Here is a 19089-nt window from a genome sequence, read left to right on the forward strand (position 1 = left end):
CTACTGAGCCGATACACATAAAGTGGGTAAAAATTTGTAAGTATTACAAACCAGATTTAAGGCTGGCTTCGATAAACATGTCGAGTCCGCCATCTAAGACGGTCTGGGTATTTCGACTCTCAACCCCGGTGCGCAGATCTTTAATACGCGCATCATCGAGCACGTATGAGCGGATCTGACTGCCCCAACCGATATCAGACTTGGCATCTTCCGCCGCCTGCTTCTCTTGATTTTGTTTGAGCATCTCAAGCTCAAACAACTTAGCCTTCAGCTGTTTCATCGCTGCATCACGGTTCTTATGCTGAGATCTATCATTCTGACACTGCACCACAGTATTGGTCGGCAGATGAGTAATACGGATCGCAGATTCAGTCTTGTTGATGTGCTGACCACCAGCACCGGAAGCGCGATAAGTATCGATACGCAGATCCGATGGATTAATATCAATCTCGATGGAATCATCTATTTCAGGATAGACAAATACCGAACAGAAAGAGGTATGGCGCTTACCCGATGAATCGAAAGGTGATTTACGTACCAGACGATGAACACCAGTTTCGGTTCTCAGGGAACCAAATGCATACTCACCGTTAAACTTAATAGTTGCGCCTTTAATACCGGCAACATCACCCGCAGTCACTTCGATAAGTTCAGGTTTATAATCGTGTGCCTCGCCCCAACGCAGATACATACGTAGCACCATATTGGCCCAATCCTGAGCCTCGGTTCCACCAGATCCAGACTGGATATCCAGATAACTATTGGCGATATCATGGGGACCCGAGAACATGCGGCGAAACTCAAGGTCTTCAAGGCGTTTCTCTAACGCATCGAGCTCGGCACTTGCATCATTAAAGGTCTCTTCATCACCCTCTTCGATAGCGAGTTCAAGCAGGCCTTCGACATCTTCGAGACCCGTATCCATATCGTCGATGGTCTTAACGATTAATTCTAATGCTGCACGCTCTTTACCTAAGGCTTGGGCATTATCCGGGTCATTCCAAACATCGCTACTCTCTAACTCTCGGCTAACTTCTTCCAGACGCTCTTTCTTAACATCGTAGTCAAAGAAACCCCCGAAGGCTAAGGGTACGTTCTGCAAGATCTTTGATTTTAAATTTTACCGGATTTACTTCAAACATATCTCTTCAACTCAAAATAGATTAGGCAGTAACTGCGAACCCGTTATTTTAACTTAATCGAAAGAATACCACTAGTGGTTCGAAGAGATGAATTGCGCTTATTTCGAGCTTAATACGCTTAGGTTTGAAGACTAAGTCTTTCAACCGTCAGCTAAACACCCAGGAATTAAAACCAGAATTGCAGAAAAATGGAAAACTTACCTAAACTGATGACGTATCAAATATTTAATGTCTCCGCTTCACACAAAGCAGAAGTCTCCTGTCTATACTTGCATCATGACCGATAAAACCCCAACATGTTGCTACCACGAAGATGAAGGTTACTCCTGCTCAGAACCAGCACAGCCTTCAGGATTGTGTTACTGGCATGATCCTAAAATCATCAAAGATAAACCTGAAGACATAGCCAATCTAGAGCAATTTGCTCGCAGTGGTGGCATGCTCAGAGGAATATGCCTCAAACGTGCCAAGCTCCATGGCATCGATCTGGTTCGTCACCATCAAAAGACTGGCTTCGATATGACCAATGCCGAACTCTACCGTGCCGATCTGCAAGAGGCTCATCTATTCAATCTAAACCTGCACAATGCCAGCCTGATGAAGGCGGATCTGAGGGAGTCCAACGTACACTGCGCCAATTTAGTCGGCACTAACCTGCTTGGTATCAAGTGGAATGGTGCCAAGATTGAGAACATCTCAATTGGCAAGAAAATAAAACAAGAGAAGCTCGCATTAGAAGCGGTCAAAGTTGGCGAAAAGGAGATGGCCAGAGATTACTTCGAACAAGCCGAAGAGATCTACCGAGACCTGAGAAAAGCCGCCGAACGTGAGGGTTTATTTGCTATGTCGGGTGAGTATATCCGTAAAGAGCTCACCATGCGCCGTCATCAGATGCCCAAACATAGCTTCAAACGCTTCGTCTCTAAGACAATCGATATCTTTTGCGGCTACGGAGAGGCACCAATGCGCGTTATCGGCTTCTCTATGGGACTGATCTTAGTCTGCGCCATCTTGTACCTTTTCACCGGTCTGAGTTACGACAGTCATGTGCACGTGTTCAACACGGACAACGACTTCATCACCAACCTATTTCTATTTTTTAACTGTATCTATTATTCGGTGGTGACCTTTACTACCTTAGGTTATGGCGACTTTACCCCCATAGGTTTTTCAAAAGCCATTGCGGCAATAGAAGCCTTCACCGGCAGTTTCACCATAGCCCTGTTCGTGGTGGTGTTTGTAAAAAAGATGACTCGGTAAGCAAGGAATCTAGGAATCTAGGAATCTAGGAATCTAGGAATCTAGGAATCTAGGAATCTAGGAATCTAGGAATCTAGGAATCTAGGAATCTAGGAATCTAGGAATCTAGGAAAAGATAATCAGCAAATGATGTCAAATATAAAGAGGGAATGACTTTCCCCCCCTACTATTTAGCTAATCCTATTTTAGCTAGATAACGAGCAGTTTAACCAATACCCCTGCCGATGCGAAGCTCACCACCAAGAATAAAATATTCGGCTTAAACAGCTTCAAACAACCAAAGCCTAAGAGTACCAATGCCATGTCCAGAGGCACTTTCACCGCACTGGTAAACACCGGCATATAGAGCGCCGAAACCAGAAAACCAACCACACATGCATTGATACCAGCTAAGGCTCCGACAACCTTAGGACGAGCACTCAGGGCTGCCCAAGTCTTCAATGCCACTAACATCAATAGGAAGCCAGGAAGAAAGATCGCAAGGGTTGCCACTAAGGCCCCAACTAAAGGCGATTGACTCCAAAGCTCGGCACCTAAGAAAGCAGCCAAAGCGAACATGGGGCCAGGGACCGCTTGCGCTAAAGCATAACCGGTAATGAATCTATCGCTGGTCATGGCATCACCGACTATGGTCTCCAATAACGGCAACACCACATGACCGCCCCCAAATACCAGGCTACCGGTCTGGAAAAACTGACCAAAGATTTGACCCAACTGAGCATCCATCTTTATTAACGCCAGGGAAGCGATGAACAAAATGGCAAAGACGGCTAACCAGGCATAACCCAGAGTAATAGGTTTAGTTTCTGCCTGGGTAAGCTCATCACTAGCGTCATTGGGAGCAAGATATTTAACCCCCACCAGAGCTGCCACCAACAAGATCAGCACCTGAGTCAGCAGAGATCCATATAAAATCAATAGGACACTAGAGATTAACATCAGAACTTTAGCCACATGTTTGCGACAAAACTGGTTGAACATGATCCACACAGCATCGGCAACCACGACCACGGCGAGTAATTTCAGACCATATATGGCCCCCTGAAACAGGCCATTATCCAACCATTGAGCACTGGTCACCGCCAGTAGAAAGAGTAAACAAAATGAGGGCAGAGTGAAGCCGACAAAGGCGGCTATGCCACCGAGTAAACCGCCTCTGTGATAGCCTATGGCAAAACCTACCTGACTCGAACCCGGCCCAGGCATAAACTGGCTCAATGCAACCAGACTCGCGTAATGTTTATCATCGAGCCATTTCAGATCGCTAACAAAAGTCTGCCTGAAATAGCCAATATGCGCGGCGGGACCACCGAAACTGACGAGTCCCAAGGAGAGAAAACGAACAAAAATATGCCACATAGAGTAATTGACTAGGTAATGGAATAATAATTATCGGCAATTATATGACACCAATATGACACTAACATGACACCGATAGTTGAAAATGTTTTTCAACTATCGGTGTCATGGCTCATAAGATAGGCATAGTATCTAAATCTGCGAGGGCGACTCGTTTTCCCAACCTAGACTCCATCCAGCGAACCACTTCTTTAGAAGTTGTTCTGAAGGTCGTTAATTTACCACCATAGAGCGTCATCAGCCTGGGGTGAGTAACACTGGTTTTGAGTAATATCTCTCTGGGGCGATCGAATGAACTGCCATTGAGCTTAGGCAGTACTCTTACCCCGCAAAAAGTGTCTGTGATTAAGCCTTCCAGCTGTTCAACGCTCCCCTGAGCCGGGAAGTAATGTTTATATATCCCAAGCAGGTAATAGATCTCTTCTCGCGTAGACTCAGGTTTGCCATCTAGCTCTTCCAGAATTTTTTCTGTGGTCCCGAGTAAGGTTTTGCCTTTCCAGGGCATCACAAACACCACCCTATTATCGAAGCAAGATTCCAGATACAAGATCCCATCGGGCGCAGGAATGTCCAATAGGAGATGAGAGCCTTGTACCAAGTCGACACTCTCTTTAGCCATGGGAGGGACCAAGCTATCTATCACATCGTTGACCCAAGGACCAGCAGCATTGATGACACAAGATGTTCTTTGTACCACGAGAGCATCCTGATAAAGGTAACTCACTTCACAGTAGTCTGGCTTATGGACCATCGCGCCACACTCAGCATGGCTGAGGACTTGCGCCCCAAGGTCTTGGGCACTTCTCATCACAGCTTGGGTCAGCGCTTTATCATCGGTCTGGGCGTCCCAATACCTGAACACAGCTTTTAGTCCCTGCAGCTTTAACCCGGTAATTTTCGACCACTCCACCGCAGGCAAGCTGGTGAAACGCCCTAGAGGATCGAATTCGCTCAGTACTGAGTATGCCGTTAACCCGGCACGTATCGCCCATTGGCTGCGCTGGCTCGTGTCATAGACAGGGATGTAGAAAGGCACGGCTTTCACTAGATGGGGCGCTAAACGAAGCAAGGCTCGGCGCTCAGATAAGGAGTTTCTAACCAGAGATATCTGTCCGGTCTCTAAGTAACGTAGACCACCATGAATGAGTTTGCTTGAGTTTGCGGAGGTTTGCCCACCGATAGCACCTTTCTCGAGTAGTAAGACGCTGTAACCTGCTGCCGATGCACATTGCGCAATGCCAGCCCCATTGATCCCACCTCCTATGATGACCACATCTATTGTATCCATGGTTTTCTCTATTCACTCGAATAAAACCAAGATAGCACAATTATTTAACCAAAGTTTAGACCTGACTTCCCTATAAATTTTCCTATAAATGAGACTCGCTTCACTTGGCAGAACTGAGTAATTGGTAAGCTTGATCACATAGGCGTTTTAATTCAGTAAATACTTGCGGATCCCCCCAAGTTTACAGCGCATCTGATCGGGGATTTTTGCAGCCTGCGCCTCTAATTTCTTCCCTGATTGAGTAATATGTAGCACTCTAACTCTCTCATCTTGCTCACTGCGACCACGGCTGACCAATCCTTTCACCTCCAAACGCTTAAGCAGAGGTGTCAAGGTGCCCGAATCCAGATGCAGTTTCTCCCCTAAGGTTTTCACACTGATGCCTTGGTGCTGCCACAATACCAACATGGCTAAATACTGGGGATAAGTCAGGTCCAGTTCATTCAATAACGGGCGATATGCTCTCACCATGGCGTTGGTGGCACTATATAGGGAAAAACAAACTTGATTATCGAGCGAGAGAGGATTGATATCTTTTACGTTAGGCATGTTAGCAAAACCACAGTGTTATATTGTGCACAATATACTTACATATGAAAAATAAATCGACTTTTTTCATAAAAAGAACCGAAACAGGGCAAAAATATACGACCAAGACTGTAAATTTTAATTTTTTTTTCATGCTGAGTATTCTTGACTATTCATGTCAAAAATATGTCTTTAAACCAGTATGCTAGGAGCGGCAAGGCTTTCGGCGCCTGTCTGTATAATGGCACTTTAGATCTGTGTTTGAAAAACAGCTCTTTTAAAAAAACCTCAAGATTCAATGGATTGATTTTTATCCTGCATTGGCATAGATTTGCACCTAAAATTATCTATCTAGACCGTAAATCTTGTTGTCACAGAAGGCCAACAGGGCATTGCTTCGAAGGAGTTATAAATGAAAGCAATCATATCTATCATCTGTTTACTGTTTGCAGGAAGCGCTATAGCAGAGTGTAAACAATATATACACCTCACTGAAATCCCCTATGCTAAAAACAGCTCTTACTTCCCCAGTAAGTATGCCAAGCAGTTGGATGAATTAATTGAAAGTACATCAAGTAAACCGGGCTATTTACTACTCGAGTTTCAGATATTAAAACATCAAGCCAGCGATGATAACCGCAAGTACAATATGTGGCTGGCAAATCGACGTATAGATAGAATAAAACAATACCTGACCAATTCACATTACCCGGCACCTGTCATCAGCCGTATCTTAACCGCCAGTAACGAAGATCTCAGAGATGTCAGTATAACTTGGTGTCATGATGCTCAATCGAATTCTGCCGCAGCCCTTGCTATAGCGGCTCAAAAAGATACCAGCTTGCTGTCCATAAACTCAGAAGATGATGCTTCAAACACTAGTGATCCTCATGAAGGGACTATCTCTGGTTCTCGCTAGAATTTAAGGGTTACTATCCAGTTACCTTGATGAACTGACTTCTCGAACAAACTGAGTAAATGAAATTAATGAGCTAATTTCAAGATCAAATCAACGAATAAGCCTTAGCACCGTTAAGGCTTATATCATCTAGCAAATACCAATAAAGCACTAAGCGATGTAATACCATTCCATATAAGTATCTGGTCAGTTCAGAGGCTCTCAGTTTTTTCAATTCAAGGCACATTGATGAGGAAATGGTTATTCCCTTTTAAGTCAATGTAACACAGAAGTGGAAACACTGAGAGCTTCACGCAGTGCGGGTTTCAAAGCCCTTTATGCTACGTTGGATGTTCTCGATATACGACTGCATGGATGCAGGAGGTAGAGCAACGCAGGAGCTTGTTGCCGAGAATAACTATTAGCTTCAAACATTCGCCTTGCCTACAGTGCTTTGAACTCCCGCTGAATGATCAGATACTTACTCGGAATGGTATAAATTCCCACTCTATGGTCTCCCTGTGACCATAGGTTTAAACCTTATATAGCGAATCGGCCTCAGTTCCCATTTTCTTATGATTCGAGATTTCTGTTGCAAGTCTTGCATGCGAATGTATCCCCCCAAAAAAAGATAAGTAAGATATTTATTGTGATACCAGTATCAGCGATAACATCTAGCACATCCCACAGGAGGGTACATGGCTAAAGCATTATTCGTACTTATGATTTTCTGCCTCGGCTCATTTTCAACGTTAGCGAACACATCAATAACACCACAAGAGAGCAGTCAAGATTCGAGCTGGCATTACGTTAATCAAGATGGCGAGCTAAAGATTAAACTCTATTTCTTCTGGTCCAAGACATGCCCTCACTGCGCAGAAGCCCACCCTTTCATAGATTCACTGCCTAAACGTTATCCTTGGATCGATCTTGAAACCCACCTAGTGTCAGATCCTGACACCATGGATATTTGGCAAGGTATTGCTAATAAGACTCAAGTTGCAGCTCGCTCAGTTCCCTATATCGCGGCTTGCGATCTGGCAACCGTTGGCTATAGCAGTGAAGCTGTCACAGGTAAGTATCTACTCGATAACTTGAAAGCTTGCTACCGCAGCTTAGGTGGCACAGTTATCGATAACGATCCGCTCCAAGCTACAGATGAGCAGGGGCATTCGTCTCTCTTTGGTACATGCAGCGATACCAGCGAAAATCCGGGAAATGAAGGAACTTGCGATTTAGCTTCTACTGGTGAAGTTGCGAAACAAAGCCAGGTTCAACCCATAGAGCTCCCTTTAATAGGAGTCGTAGCACCTGAAAAGCTCTCCCTACCTCTACTAACCATAGTACTTGCGGGTGTCGACGCCTTTAATCCCTGTGCATTCTTTGTTTTACTCTTCCTGCTATCAATCATGGTAAATGCTAAGAGTAAAACACGCATGCTGATCGTTGGCGGTATATTTGTCTTCTTCTCTGGCTTTATCTACTTCCTGTTTATGATAGCTTGGCTCAATATCTTTACGCTTCTTGGCGCAGGCAGTGATGGTAGTTTGATCATCTTAGGCGCGGGTATTCTAGCGCTCATTGCAGGAGTCATTAATATCAAGGATTACTTCTTCACCAAGGGGGAAGTGACACTGTCCATGTCGGCTAAAAACCGCACAGGCTTAATAAAACGTATGGGGAAATTGACTAATGCCAGCTCTATGGCTGCGATGATTGGCGGTACCGTTATCCTAGCGATTGTAGCTAACGCCTATGAGTTGCTCTGTACCGCAGGCTTCCCGATGATCTATACCAGTGTACTTTCTATGCATGATCTATCTGACTTAGAGCGCTATCTGTATCTCGTGTTCTATAACCTGGTCTATGTTATTCCTTTGGCCATTATTGTCATCGTCTTTAGTGCCACAATGGGGAAACGTAAACTCACAGAGAAAGAGGGTCAGACACTTAAGTTGATGTCCGGAATTATGATGATAGGTATGGGCACTATGCTAGCTATAGATCCCGTTTCACTGCAGAGTCCCCTTGTCGCTATCATGCTGATTGCAAGCTCTATTCTATTGAGCTTTGCCATAACCATGGCGCGCAAGTCTTTAAAGTAAATGAATTGGCCGTTATGTAAGCGGCCAACACTCAAGGTTTTATCTGAAATTAGTCAAAAATAATGCTCAATATTTGGTTAGTCGAGCCGATAGTTCTTTATTAGTAACTAAAACAAAGACGAGGCATATCGATGGCAATTTCTTTAGGTACGACGAATCTCGAACCGCAATTAAGTAGCGGCGGCATGATAGTTAAAGTGGCTCAACTCGCGAAGGAACAGCAAGAAGCTGAAGGAGAAATTGCACTTCAATTGATTGAGGCAACTAATCCTGCTCCTGTAGGCAATAGTGGCCAAAATATCAATGTTAAGGCTTAATACCATTTGAGCCAAGGCTTCGGCTTTTAGACTGGAATATTGAAACGGAACGCCCTCATATCGGCAATCGATATCGAGGGTTTTCTTTATTTATACCAATTGGTATTAAAAACAAGCTAACTAGCCCGCTTATAACTTGAATTGAGAAGTGGCATTCTTAAGGTCATCGGCAAACCCAGACATACCTACGGACACATCTCTTGCCTCAGATAGAATACTCAAAGTCTGCTCAAAAGATGCATTCATATCCACCACATTATCAACCACTTGAGAGGCCACCGCTGACTGTTGGTCTGTCGCTGCGGCTATCTGTGTATTCATGCCATTGATACTCACTATCTGTTGCTGAATAGAGTTCAACGCCTGACCGGTATTTTGCGCATTTTTCTCATTTTCACTGGACTTACTCAATGCGGTCCCCATGGTACTAACCGATGATTCGGCAGCCGATTTTAAGCGAGACAAGACTTCGCGGATCTCTTTGGTTGCATCGGCTGTTTTCGACGCTAACGCCCGAACTTCATCGGCAACAACAGCAAAACCACGCCCCTGCTCTCCAGCCCTTGCGGCCTCGATGGCGGCATTGAGTGCTAATAGATTCGTCTGCTCTGCGATAGAAGTGATCACATTGAGAATGGAGTTAACACTTTCGGTATCTTTGGCCAGTTCATTAATTGCCGTAGATGCCAGCTCTATCTCACTGTTCAACTCCTGTGAGATATCTATGGTTCTTTGCACTACAGCCATCCCCTCTGTGGCCTCTCGCTCGGCAATTTGTGCGGCTTCGGCGGCTTGATTAGCGCTATGGGAAATATCGGTAACAGAATGCTTCATCTCCTCCATAGATTGCTGCACAGTCTCGGCATCACGACTCTGTTTCTGAGTCGCACTCGAGGCTATTTCCATCTGACTCTCCAGGGAGTGTGCACTATTGAGCAAGGGGTCTGTCACATTCACCACCCGCTGAATTGATTCAGCCAGCAGCCTCAAGAAACGGTTGAAATTAGCCGATACCTGACCTAATTCATCATCACCCATGACGTCGAGTTGATGGGAAAGGTCTCCCTTACCATCGGCGAGTTCGGCCAAAGATGCCGCGACACTCTTAGCTGAGAGGCTGATAGCCCGAGCGATGGCTATAGTCACGATGGCCATGATAATCAACAAGGCTATGCCTATGGAGAGGGTTAACCACAAACTTTGCTCAGAGCGATCCCTAGCCTCCTTGATTGTGTCTTTAAACTCGATAACCTTATCTTGCTGATACCCCTGAACCAGAGCCAATGAGTCATCATACGCCTTGGTTTTTTCTTGAATAATCTGACCAATCTTACCCATATCAATCGTGCCTTCGAGCATGCCTTTAGCCAGATCTAAGGTGATCCGATTAAATATCTCAATTACCTTATTGAGAGATCTAAGCCTCTTCTCATGCGGCTTATCCAGAGCGATTAGACGAGTAATATTTTCTTCGAGGGAAACGTACATCTCACTGGCACTGGCAAGTAAATCTTCATCGGCAAATGAAACTGATTGAGTGTAGAGTTCATCGAGACGTTGAATGAAAATGACATTTTCATTCGCAAGCTGAACACGCTGGTAAACTTTGTCTTCCATAAACGAGAGCGTGGCGCGATTCTTATTGATAGAGACGATACTTATCCCTAATGTCACAGCAAAAATAATTACAGATAAGACAAAGATCGCACCGATCTTCTTAAAAATTGACACATTATTAAACCATTTCATTCGCTACCCCATATCGGATCGAGGAAGCCCTCGATCCTAGGTTGCTATCAATCAAAGTAAACAGATTAAAATTCAGCAACCACCTTCACTGAATCATTAACCTTACTACTATCAATATAGCCAATAATATTAGGGTTAGATGAAACCAATTTTATCACTTCATCATCGGTTGCAAACTCTTTCGGTGGAGTACCTTTACCGGTAAACACTTTTTTAGACCAATAAGACTTCAATTGACTCGATGATTTACCTAACACATTGGAGTCAAAATCACCTCGGCTCGCTTGTCCTTCTTCCAAGTTAATAGGAACTGCTTGAGCTCCTCCCGGAAACCTCTTAGTCTTACCCAGATATAGATTTGAAATACTTTTCTTATCTAAGGAATCACTATTGTTCGGATGGACTATCACAGCGATACCCGCTAAAGCTTGTAACGAGAACAAACTCAATAGGATTGAGCAAAATAATTTTTTCATCTTCTCTCTCCTAGAATACGAGGTCTACACCAAAACTGAATGATTCTGAATCACCAGCAACTTTCAGGCCAGGACCACCATTATCTTTCACTTCATCATATTGAACTTTAAATGCTGCTGAAGGGTGGAAATCCCAGCGGACACCGACAGAAGTCGTATTGTGTACTTCCCCTCCTTCTCCGTCATCAAAGTCCGAATAACTCGCATAAGGCAAGAAATCACCAAACCTATAACCGAAGGTCACCATATAAGTGTCAAGATCAGTACCAGAAAGATCTAAGCGATTAATTTCAGTCAATAACATCCAATTTTCATATTCAACATTTACTGAAAGACCATAGAACTTCCCTTTACGCTCAGTACTTCCATCCCACATTTGTTGCTCTCCACCAATATATCGCTCATTGGTATACTGCATATGAGTCAGACGTATATCTAACCAGTCGTAATTAAGCTGAACCACTAACCCGCCGATATCTTTCCAAATTTCACGAGTCGCCTCACCAAAGAAAAACTCTGACAACAGCTTATTTGGCTCATCATCTTCACTACCGTAATAGAGTTGACCAGACATAGTCCAATCACCTATTAAGTAGTTATACAAAGCACTCAAACCGGTATAATTAAAAATTTGCCACGTGTAGTTATCAGCTGGTGGACGAACCCATGGATAGGCATAACCGACATCGAAGAAATCACTATAATAATATAATGGAAGCCTCTTTTTACCACCTTGAACAGTCCAATTATCATTGAGTTCATAGGAGATGTAAGCCCATTCAAAATCAACATCGAAATCATTAGCTCCACGAGAAACTAACTGAGCCGTTGCAGATAAACCATCCAGTAAGTCTGCTGAAAATTGCAAACCGAAAAGACTATCAGGTTCAAAACTAATTTCCTCTTCATAGGCTCCAACAAGAGGGTAATCGGCTAGAAATGTGGGAGGGAGATCAAATTCATCAACCCCAGTACCATCAATCACTTTCCCCCCTACAATTGAAGCAAAACCAGAGATACGAACTTCTGCTAGCGCTGGAGAAGCAAGTAGCAGAACACCAAGACTGACTGCTAGTTTATGTTTCATAAAAAAACCTTTAAGTTAGGCATATCCGCTTTAAGACTAGAACAGATGCCTTAGCCTGCAACTTATTTGCAACATTTTAGGGAACCAAACTAGAAAGGTATTGTCTAAGAATGCCCATATGGATTGAGCTAAAGACAGTTAATCTATTGAATTATAGACGATATAAAAAAAACACCTGAAGTGATTAAATTTTAAGCTGAATTAACTTTTCATATTGAATTCATACTGCTTTGAAACAATCTCTGCCACTTTTCTTTGCCAGGTAAAGTTGCTTATCGGCCTCAGCGACTAACTCATCTGGCTGCATCCCCTCTTGCCACTGGCACACTCCCTGAGAAACGGTTATGTATTCACTTATATCTGAATCTGGATGAGGAATCTTTACCGCAGATAAGGCGGTTCTCAGTTTTTCCGCAATACGACAGGCACCACTTTTATCGGTATCCGGAAGTAACATAACAAACTCTTCGCCGCCATAACGAGCCGCTAGATCTCTTGGGCGGTTAGCAACATCAGTGAGCACTTTAGCTAAGGCAACTAAGCAATCATCACCAACTTGATGACCTAAACTATCATTTAGTTTTTTAAAATAATCGACATCAATTAAGAGCATACAAAGTGGGTGATTATTTCGTTCTGACGCCCTAATCTCTTGAGATAAAATCTCATCAAAATGACGGCGATTACTGATATTTGTCAACCCATCGATTAACGCCATTCGCCTGAAATGCTTTAACAAATATTGCTTCTCGATATCTCTGACTACCGCAGTCTTAAACCAAGTGTAAAGTATCTTCTGACCCGTAATTACGATGGCAAAAAAACAAATAAACTTAGTTAATGGAAAAAAGTAATTATCTGGGATCTCTGTTACCCGCAGAAAAAAACTCAATAACATTAAAGGCAGCACCCCCATTAACATTATTTTTCTATCGACAAATAATGCAATAGCAAAAGTAAATACCAGTACATCTACGATTGATTCGACGCCAGCCAGAGCCGCATTGCCTGCAAAGATCTCTTCTGAACTATCAAAAATCATCCAAATCAAAAATAACCAACTGAACTCTAAAGAACAGAGATAGGTTAATAATGCATTGTTGGATATTTCATCGGTTGAATAAATTCGTATCACTACTGCTGCCAGCAAAATAGTGAGAAAAACAGGCATCATGTATAAGACGATATTCGATGCGAGCAATACTTTAGAAGTTTGCAAGGCAATGTTTGCTAGCATAGCAATCAAAATAAAAATAGACATCGACGCCGCCCACCTCCCCCCATTAATGAGATAAAGGTGACACTCTTTTTTTAGTTGCGTTTCCGATGAGGGCATCTTTAAATCCATGTAGAAACCTTGCCTTGTTTAAAATTGGGCTCAGTTATAAGCTTACAACTTTTCCACTTACAAGCTTTAAAAATAAGATTATAAATGGACATAAAAAAACAGCCAACGATTAACGTTGACTGTTTTCATTTAAACTAAGTGTAAATTAAAGAATTAGGCGGCATTCGCTTGCTCGGGTGCACTATGTCGAATCAAGTAATCGAAGGCCCCTAATGATGCTGTAGCGCCACTGCCCATGGCGATGATGATCTGCTTATAAGGAGTATTAGTCACATCCCCCGCTGCAAATATGCCAGGTATAGATGTTTGACCACGCTCATCTACAATTATTTCGCCTCTCGGTGTTAGATCTACCACACCTTTAAGCCATTCGGTGTTAGGAATTAAACCTATCTGAACAAAGATACCAGCCAGCTCTATACTGTGCTGCTCATCCGTGGCTCTATCTGTGTAGTTAAGTCCGTTAACTCGTGACCCATCACCAAGAACCTCAGTCGTCATGGCTTGAGTAATTATGGTGATATTGTCCATAGATGCAGCCTTTCTCTGCAGCACATCGTCAGCTCTAAGCTTAATATCAAATTCCAGCACAGTCACATGCTCAACAATATTAGCTAAATCAATTGCCGCTTCGATACCCGAATTACCACCACCTATGACAGCAACTCGCTTTCCTTTAAACAAGGGACCATCACAGTGTGGACAGTAAGCCACACCTTTACCACGATACGCTTGCTCGCCGGGAACATTCATTTCACGCCATCTCGCGCCAGTGGCGAGCAGCAAGGTTTGGCTTTTTAGTGTTGCACCATTTTCAAGGGTTAATTCGTGATAAGGGTTTGGCCCTTGGCTTGGTGTCAACTTAACGCCAAGTTGATTGTCCATCACATCAACGTCGTACTCACGTACATGGGACTCAAGGTTAGTAACCAGCTTGGGCCCTTCGGTCGCCTTGACTGAGATAAAATTCTCAATAGCCAGGGTTTCAGCCACTTGGCCACCAAACTTATCGGCAACGACGCCGGTATTGAGGCCTTTTCTCGCCGAGTAAATAGCGGCAGATGCACCAGCAGGGCCGCCGCCAACCACCAACATGTCGAACACGTCTTTCTGAGCTAATTGCTCGGCCTGACGACTCGCCGCACCTGTGTCTAACTTATTTAAGATCTCAGCTAAACTGATGCGTCCCTGGGAGAAGAGTTCTCCATTAAGGTACACGGAAGGAACCGCCAGAATGTCTCGATCAAACACTTCTGTCTGGAACAGCGCACCGTCTATCATCACGTTGGTGATTTTGGGATTGACTGCAGCCATCATATTCAATGCCTGAACCACATCGGGACAATTTTGACAGCTTAGAGAAACATAAGTCTCGAAATGATATTCGCCTGGTAGCGCTTTGATCTGCGCGATAACAGCATCATCTAGCTTCAGTGGGTGCCCGCCAGTATGCAACAATGCCAATACTAACGAGGTAAATTCATGACCCATGGGCAAACCAGCGAACGTAATGCTTGTATCAGTTTCTGCACTTGTCACTTTCATCGATGGCATACGCTCACCTTGAACTTCTAACACTGAGACTAATTCAGATAAACTATCGATATCTTGCGCCAATGACTTAAGTTCGAGTGCCTTAGGGCTATCATCTGCAGACACGACAAGTTCAACTGGACGCTTGAGGTTTTGCAGATAGGTTTTCAGTTGATTTTTAAGATTCGTATCCAGCATGATGACTCCTAGAAAAATAGAATAAGTTTTATAAATAATTGGTTTATAAAAATTGAGAGTTTGCTAACCCGAACCTGAAAGGGGGCGGCTCGAACCAGCAAAAAATAAAATTCGGCTTAAGCGAGCTTTCACTTAAGTCCAGCTAGCCTAGAGAAAAATCTAGACCAGCGGATTTAAGTCAGTTTAGATTTTACCGACTAAGTCTAGAGATGGTGCAAGCGTATCGGCACCAGGCTGCCATGCAGCTGGACATACTTCACCGTCGTGAGTCGCTACATATTGAGCGGCTTGAATCTTACGAACCAGCTCAGCAGCGCTACGGCCTATTCCCAGGTCATGAACTTCGCTAACCTTGATTTGACCTTCAGGGTTGATAACGAATGTGCCACGTAGTGCCAGGCCATCTTCTTCAATCATCACACCAAAGTTACGTGTGATGGCGCCAGTTGGGTCACCGATCATCGGGTACTGGATCTTGTTGATAGTATCTGAAGTATCGTGCCATGCTTTGTGAGTGAAGTGAGTATCGGTAGATACTGAGTAGATTTCAACGCCCATCTCTTGCAGCTTAGCGTAATGGTCTGCCATGTCGCCAAGCTCAGTTGGACAGACGAAAGTGAAATCGGCTGGGTAAAAGAATACTACTGACCACTTGCCCAATAGGTCTTTCTCAGTAACGGGTACAAACTCACCCTTATGGAAAGCGGTTGCAGAGAAAGGCTTGATTTCAGTGTTGATGATAGATTGGTTCATTGAATGCTCCGTAAATGGTAATAAAATCTTTGTCCTGACGTTCAAATGAATCATCAGTTCGTTTTCGATGTGAAGATATTAACCAAGCAGACAAATTAAATATAACGGATAAAAACTATCATCCTAATCGCTTTTTAAGAACTATGGACTTATGAGCAGATAACAAGAGCAAACCCTACGACTCCATTAGGTCTATTCCCACAAGGCAAATCGTGTCAGGGAACGCCCTAGGGTAAAGTCGAGCTGTTGCGACAAGGAGTGAGCCTTGGACTTTAAACCGGCGCTTGTAATTTCTCGCTTTATTTTTCCGGCGAACACCACCCAGTTACCGCCTCCGGTCAAGCAAGCCCTAACCTCGCTAAAATGTTGTTGCAGATGACTCAATAGCACTCGATTTTGGCTATGCTCCTTCCAGCAGTTCAATACCAGATAGCCATCGGCTTTAATCAAGGCCGCGGCATTGGCAATAAAGGTCTCAGATAACTGATTCTCATCGACACCGTCTGCACCATAGATATCGGCAAAAATAACATCAGCCTTTTTATGATCGCCTTGCTCGAGAAACAAGTTGGCATCTTGATGGATAATCGACAGTTTTTTACCAATCGGCAGTTGAAAGTAACGTCTAGCTAACTCAATGACTTGAGCTCTTAGCTCAACCGCAGTGACTTTAATGCCGGTATCGTACCTACGCAGTGCATGGATCAGTCCACCACCGCCCAGACCTAAGATGATGACTCGTTTGGGCTTTATAAAGAGCAGAACTAACAGCATGGCTTGGATATAGGTATGCTGAGGAATATGTGGCTCAGACTTGAGTAACTTACTCTGCTCATCATTATCGCCGAATGAAAGTACTCGCATATATTTATCATCTAAGACAATGAGTGGACCGATCTCGTCTTGGCTTTCGTGGAGAACATGTTCGTCTTGCATCTATTTATGATTTGGAGGGGAATTGGCCGAGCATTATACGAATAGCGGGTCATGAAAGGAAATCTTAAAAGCTCCAAGTCAAGCCGGCACTTCGCCCATATACAGGAGATGAAGTGCCCGTTAACGCTTTTTTGAGATAATAAGGGAGACGTGAAGTAGATTACCTTAATAAACAATGAAAGAAGTCGACTGCTTGACCATACATCTGCATCGCAAGCGCCGGGTCGTGTCTATCTGCACCATCGCGCATGAAGGCGTGTTCGGCATTGACTTCTAACCAGGTGAAATTTCGCTCTGTCTCTTCCAGTTTAGCGTAGATCAACTTGCGTCCTTCGCCGGATACATGGGGGTCTTGTTTGCCCCACACCATAACCATCTCACCTTGAATGTCTTGAGTGCGGCTCAGAGAGTCATTTCCAGGCTTACAAGGAAGCGTGTTGGAGTGAATATCTGTAGCATAGAGGCAGAATGCGGCCGAGACATCAGGGTTAAGTGCGGCGCGGTAGGCCAAATGTCCACCGATACAAACCCCCATACTTCCAACCTGACTGGTACAGAATTCCTGGCTTCTGGCAAAGGTAACCAGAGCATCGACATCTGAATCATGAGCCTCAAGCGGCTTAGCAAACTTGTCTTCATTACCTTTATCTTTACCGGCATCATCATAAGCCAGCACAGTACCGATAGGATTCAACTCATGAAAGACCTCAGGCACCAATACCACGAAGCCATGACCAGCCAAGATAGCCGCGGCCCTTGCTATGGGAGCCGTTTGCTGAAAAATTTCTGAATAAAAAATAATAGTAGCAAACACCCCTTCCGCTTTCGGGCGATAAAGGTAAGTCCGCATCAAACCTGTACTGGTTGGAATATCATGAACTTCTTGTTTTACCATCATGGTGTTAGTTTCCTTTTACTATCATTGGCAAAACTTATCGGCCAATAAACATGTTTCATATGACATTAATGCTATTGAAGCTTAAAATTATTATCCGGGCTTAAAATAGCTCGTTGGGGCAATGCTTGCCATCGAGTAACTGGCGAACATTGGTGAGACTGGTCAATGCGATAGCGCCGAGGGCTTCAGCGGTTAAGAAAGCCTGATGCCCGGTAAAGATGACATTGTGACAAGCCGATAGTCTCCTGAAAATATCGTCCTGAATGATCTCATTCGACTTATCTTCAAAAAATAGCTCTTTCTCATTTTCATATACATCTAAGCCTAACGCACCAAGCTGTCCCGTTTTTAATGCCTCCATAGCATCTAAGGCATCGAGTAAACCACCTCGACTAGTATTGATCACCATGACCCCCGTTTTCATCTTATTGAAGCTAGATTTAGATAATAGATGATGGTTATCATTCGTGAGAGGACAATGCAGTGTGATGATGTCACAGACAGGGTACATCTCATCGAGGGACACATAGTCGACACCGAGATCCTGCACAGACTGATTTGGGTAAGGGTCATAAGCGATAACCGTACAGCCAAACCCCAGCAAGATTTTAATTGTCGCTAAACCTATCTTACCTGTGCCTATCACACCGACAGTGCAGCCATTCATGTTGAAGCCAACCAAGCCCTCTAAGGAGAAATTGGCATCTCGGGTGCGTTGATAAGCCTTATGCACCTTACGGTTCAACGTCAGCATCAAGGCTATGGTGTGTTCGGCCACTGACTCGGGAGAATAAGCTGGTACATTAACGACTTTGAGCCCCAATCTTTCTGCCGCGACCAAATCCACATTATTAAAGCCAGCACAACGCATGGCGATTATCTTAGTGCCATTTTTAGCCAGCTCGACTAGCACCTCCTCACAGAGAGAATCATTTACAAAAGCGCAGATAGCTTCGAAACCATGGGCCAACTTAACTGACTTCATACATAGCCGATAATCAAAATACTCGATGGATGCACCAAATGCCTGGTTAGTACGATCGAAGTGTTCCATGTCATAGTGCTTGGCACTAAAAAATCCTATCTTCATTCCATTCGCCTACAAATATTCAGTCATGAAAGTTTACCTCTTGTTTTCACATTAAGGTACATCTGGTTTAATTAAGCTGTGTAAGTTATTTAACTATGCCCCCACATGCAGGCAAGGAATTTTA

General features: G+C 43.9%; 16 protein-coding genes and 1 pseudogene. 4 read left to right on the top strand and 13 right to left on the bottom strand.

The annotated features are described in order from the left end of the window. Window positions 1-43: 43 nt before the first annotated feature. Window positions 44-1142, bottom strand: a protein-coding gene (gene prfB, locus FM037_RS23410) for a peptide chain release factor 2 (protein WP_185976889.1) whose coding sequence is annotated in 2 segments (ribosomal slippage) — window positions 44-1066 and window positions 1068-1142 — 1098 coding nt in all. Because the reading frame shifts where the segments join, the coding sequence is not laid out codon by codon here. A gap of 276 nt (window positions 1143-1418) precedes the next feature. Here prfB and FM037_RS23415 point away from each other — a divergent pair. Continuing rightward, window positions 1419-2402 (top strand): ion channel, encoded by a 984-nt coding sequence (locus tag FM037_RS23415; protein ID WP_144047987.1) that lies wholly within the window; start codon window positions 1419-1421, stop codon window positions 2400-2402. Window positions 2403-2591: 189 nt separating this feature from the next. On the opposite strand, the gene chrA is transcribed toward FM037_RS23415, so the two are convergent. The 3 genes and pseudogenes from chrA to FM037_RS23430 form a co-directional block, all read right to left on the bottom strand. Further along, complete coding sequence (gene chrA / locus FM037_RS23420; protein ID WP_144047988.1) at window positions 2592-3761, bottom strand: chromate efflux transporter; 1170 nt, start codon at window positions 3759-3761, stop codon at window positions 2592-2594. Window positions 3762-3873: 112 nt separating this feature from the next. After that, window positions 3874-5049 carry a glycerol-3-phosphate dehydrogenase/oxidase gene (locus FM037_RS23425; RefSeq protein WP_144047989.1) on the bottom strand — a complete coding sequence of 392 codons (1176 nt, stop codon included), beginning with the start codon at window positions 5047-5049 and terminating at the stop codon, window positions 3874-3876. Between the two features lie 100 nt (window positions 5050-5149). Next, window positions 5150-5598 (bottom strand): annotated as a pseudogene (locus tag FM037_RS23430) (MarR family winged helix-turn-helix transcriptional regulator). A 391-nt stretch (window positions 5599-5989) separates the two neighbouring features. Here FM037_RS23430 and FM037_RS23435 point away from each other — a divergent pair. The 3 genes from FM037_RS23435 to FM037_RS23445 all read left to right on the top strand — a co-directional run bounded on the left by FM037_RS23435 (window position 5990) and on the right by FM037_RS23445 (window position 8897). Beyond that, window positions 5990-6496: an OmpA family protein gene (locus FM037_RS23435; RefSeq protein ID WP_144047990.1), complete on the top strand. Its 507-nt coding sequence runs from the start codon at window positions 5990-5992 to the stop codon at window positions 6494-6496. A 677-nt stretch (window positions 6497-7173) separates the two neighbouring features. Further along, complete coding sequence (locus tag FM037_RS23440) at window positions 7174-8580, top strand: cytochrome C biosynthesis protein (protein ID WP_144047991.1); 1407 nt, start codon at window positions 7174-7176, stop codon at window positions 8578-8580. A gap of 131 nt (window positions 8581-8711) precedes the next feature. Further along, on the top strand, window positions 8712-8897 hold the full coding sequence (locus tag FM037_RS23445) for a cytoplasmic protein (protein ID WP_144047992.1): 186 nt from the start codon (window positions 8712-8714) through the stop codon (window positions 8895-8897). A 129-nt stretch (window positions 8898-9026) separates the two neighbouring features. On the opposite strand, the gene FM037_RS23450 is transcribed toward FM037_RS23445, so the two are convergent. The 9 genes from FM037_RS23450 to FM037_RS23490 form a co-directional block, all read right to left on the bottom strand. Beyond that, window positions 9027-10646, bottom strand: a complete 1620-nt coding sequence (locus FM037_RS23450; protein WP_144047993.1) for a methyl-accepting chemotaxis protein — start codon at window positions 10644-10646, stop codon at window positions 9027-9029. A gap of 65 nt (window positions 10647-10711) precedes the next feature. Further along, window positions 10712-11122, bottom strand: coding sequence for a type 2 periplasmic-binding domain-containing protein (locus tag FM037_RS23455; RefSeq protein ID WP_144047994.1), 411 nt, complete (start codon window positions 11120-11122; stop codon window positions 10712-10714). Window positions 11123-11132: 10 nt separating this feature from the next. Continuing rightward, window positions 11133-12209 (bottom strand): porin, encoded by a 1077-nt coding sequence (locus FM037_RS23460; protein ID WP_144047995.1) that lies wholly within the window; start codon window positions 12207-12209, stop codon window positions 11133-11135. 220 nt (window positions 12210-12429) lie between these two features. Continuing rightward, the gene (locus FM037_RS23465) at window positions 12430-13557 is read right to left on the bottom strand and encodes a GGDEF domain-containing protein (protein WP_227992760.1); all 1128 of its coding nucleotides are present in this window, start codon (window positions 13555-13557) and stop codon (window positions 12430-12432) included. Window positions 13558-13710: 153 nt separating this feature from the next. Next, a complete protein-coding gene (gene ahpF, locus FM037_RS23470) occupies window positions 13711-15288 on the bottom strand; it encodes an alkyl hydroperoxide reductase subunit F (protein ID WP_144047996.1) in 1578 nt (525 codons plus the stop codon). Between the two features lie 183 nt (window positions 15289-15471). After that, entirely contained in the window at window positions 15472-16041 is a 570-nt protein-coding gene (ahpC, locus tag FM037_RS23475; RefSeq protein WP_144047997.1) for an alkyl hydroperoxide reductase subunit C, read from the bottom strand. Window positions 16042-16233: 192 nt separating this feature from the next. Then, complete coding sequence (locus FM037_RS23480) at window positions 16234-16977, bottom strand: spermidine synthase (protein ID WP_144047998.1); 744 nt, start codon at window positions 16975-16977, stop codon at window positions 16234-16236. A gap of 160 nt (window positions 16978-17137) precedes the next feature. Further along, a complete protein-coding gene (locus tag FM037_RS23485; protein WP_144047999.1) occupies window positions 17138-17875 on the bottom strand; it encodes a dienelactone hydrolase family protein in 738 nt (245 codons plus the stop codon). 100 nt (window positions 17876-17975) lie between these two features. Next, window positions 17976-18965 carry a 2-hydroxyacid dehydrogenase gene (locus tag FM037_RS23490; protein ID WP_144048000.1) on the bottom strand — a complete coding sequence of 330 codons (990 nt, stop codon included), beginning with the start codon at window positions 18963-18965 and terminating at the stop codon, window positions 17976-17978. Between the last annotated feature and the right edge of the window lie 124 nt (window positions 18966-19089).

Origin of the sequence: Shewanella psychropiezotolerans (assembly GCF_007197555.1) — a bacterium.
In the GTDB taxonomy this organism is placed as follows: domain Bacteria; phylum Pseudomonadota; class Gammaproteobacteria; order Enterobacterales; family Shewanellaceae; genus Shewanella; species Shewanella psychropiezotolerans.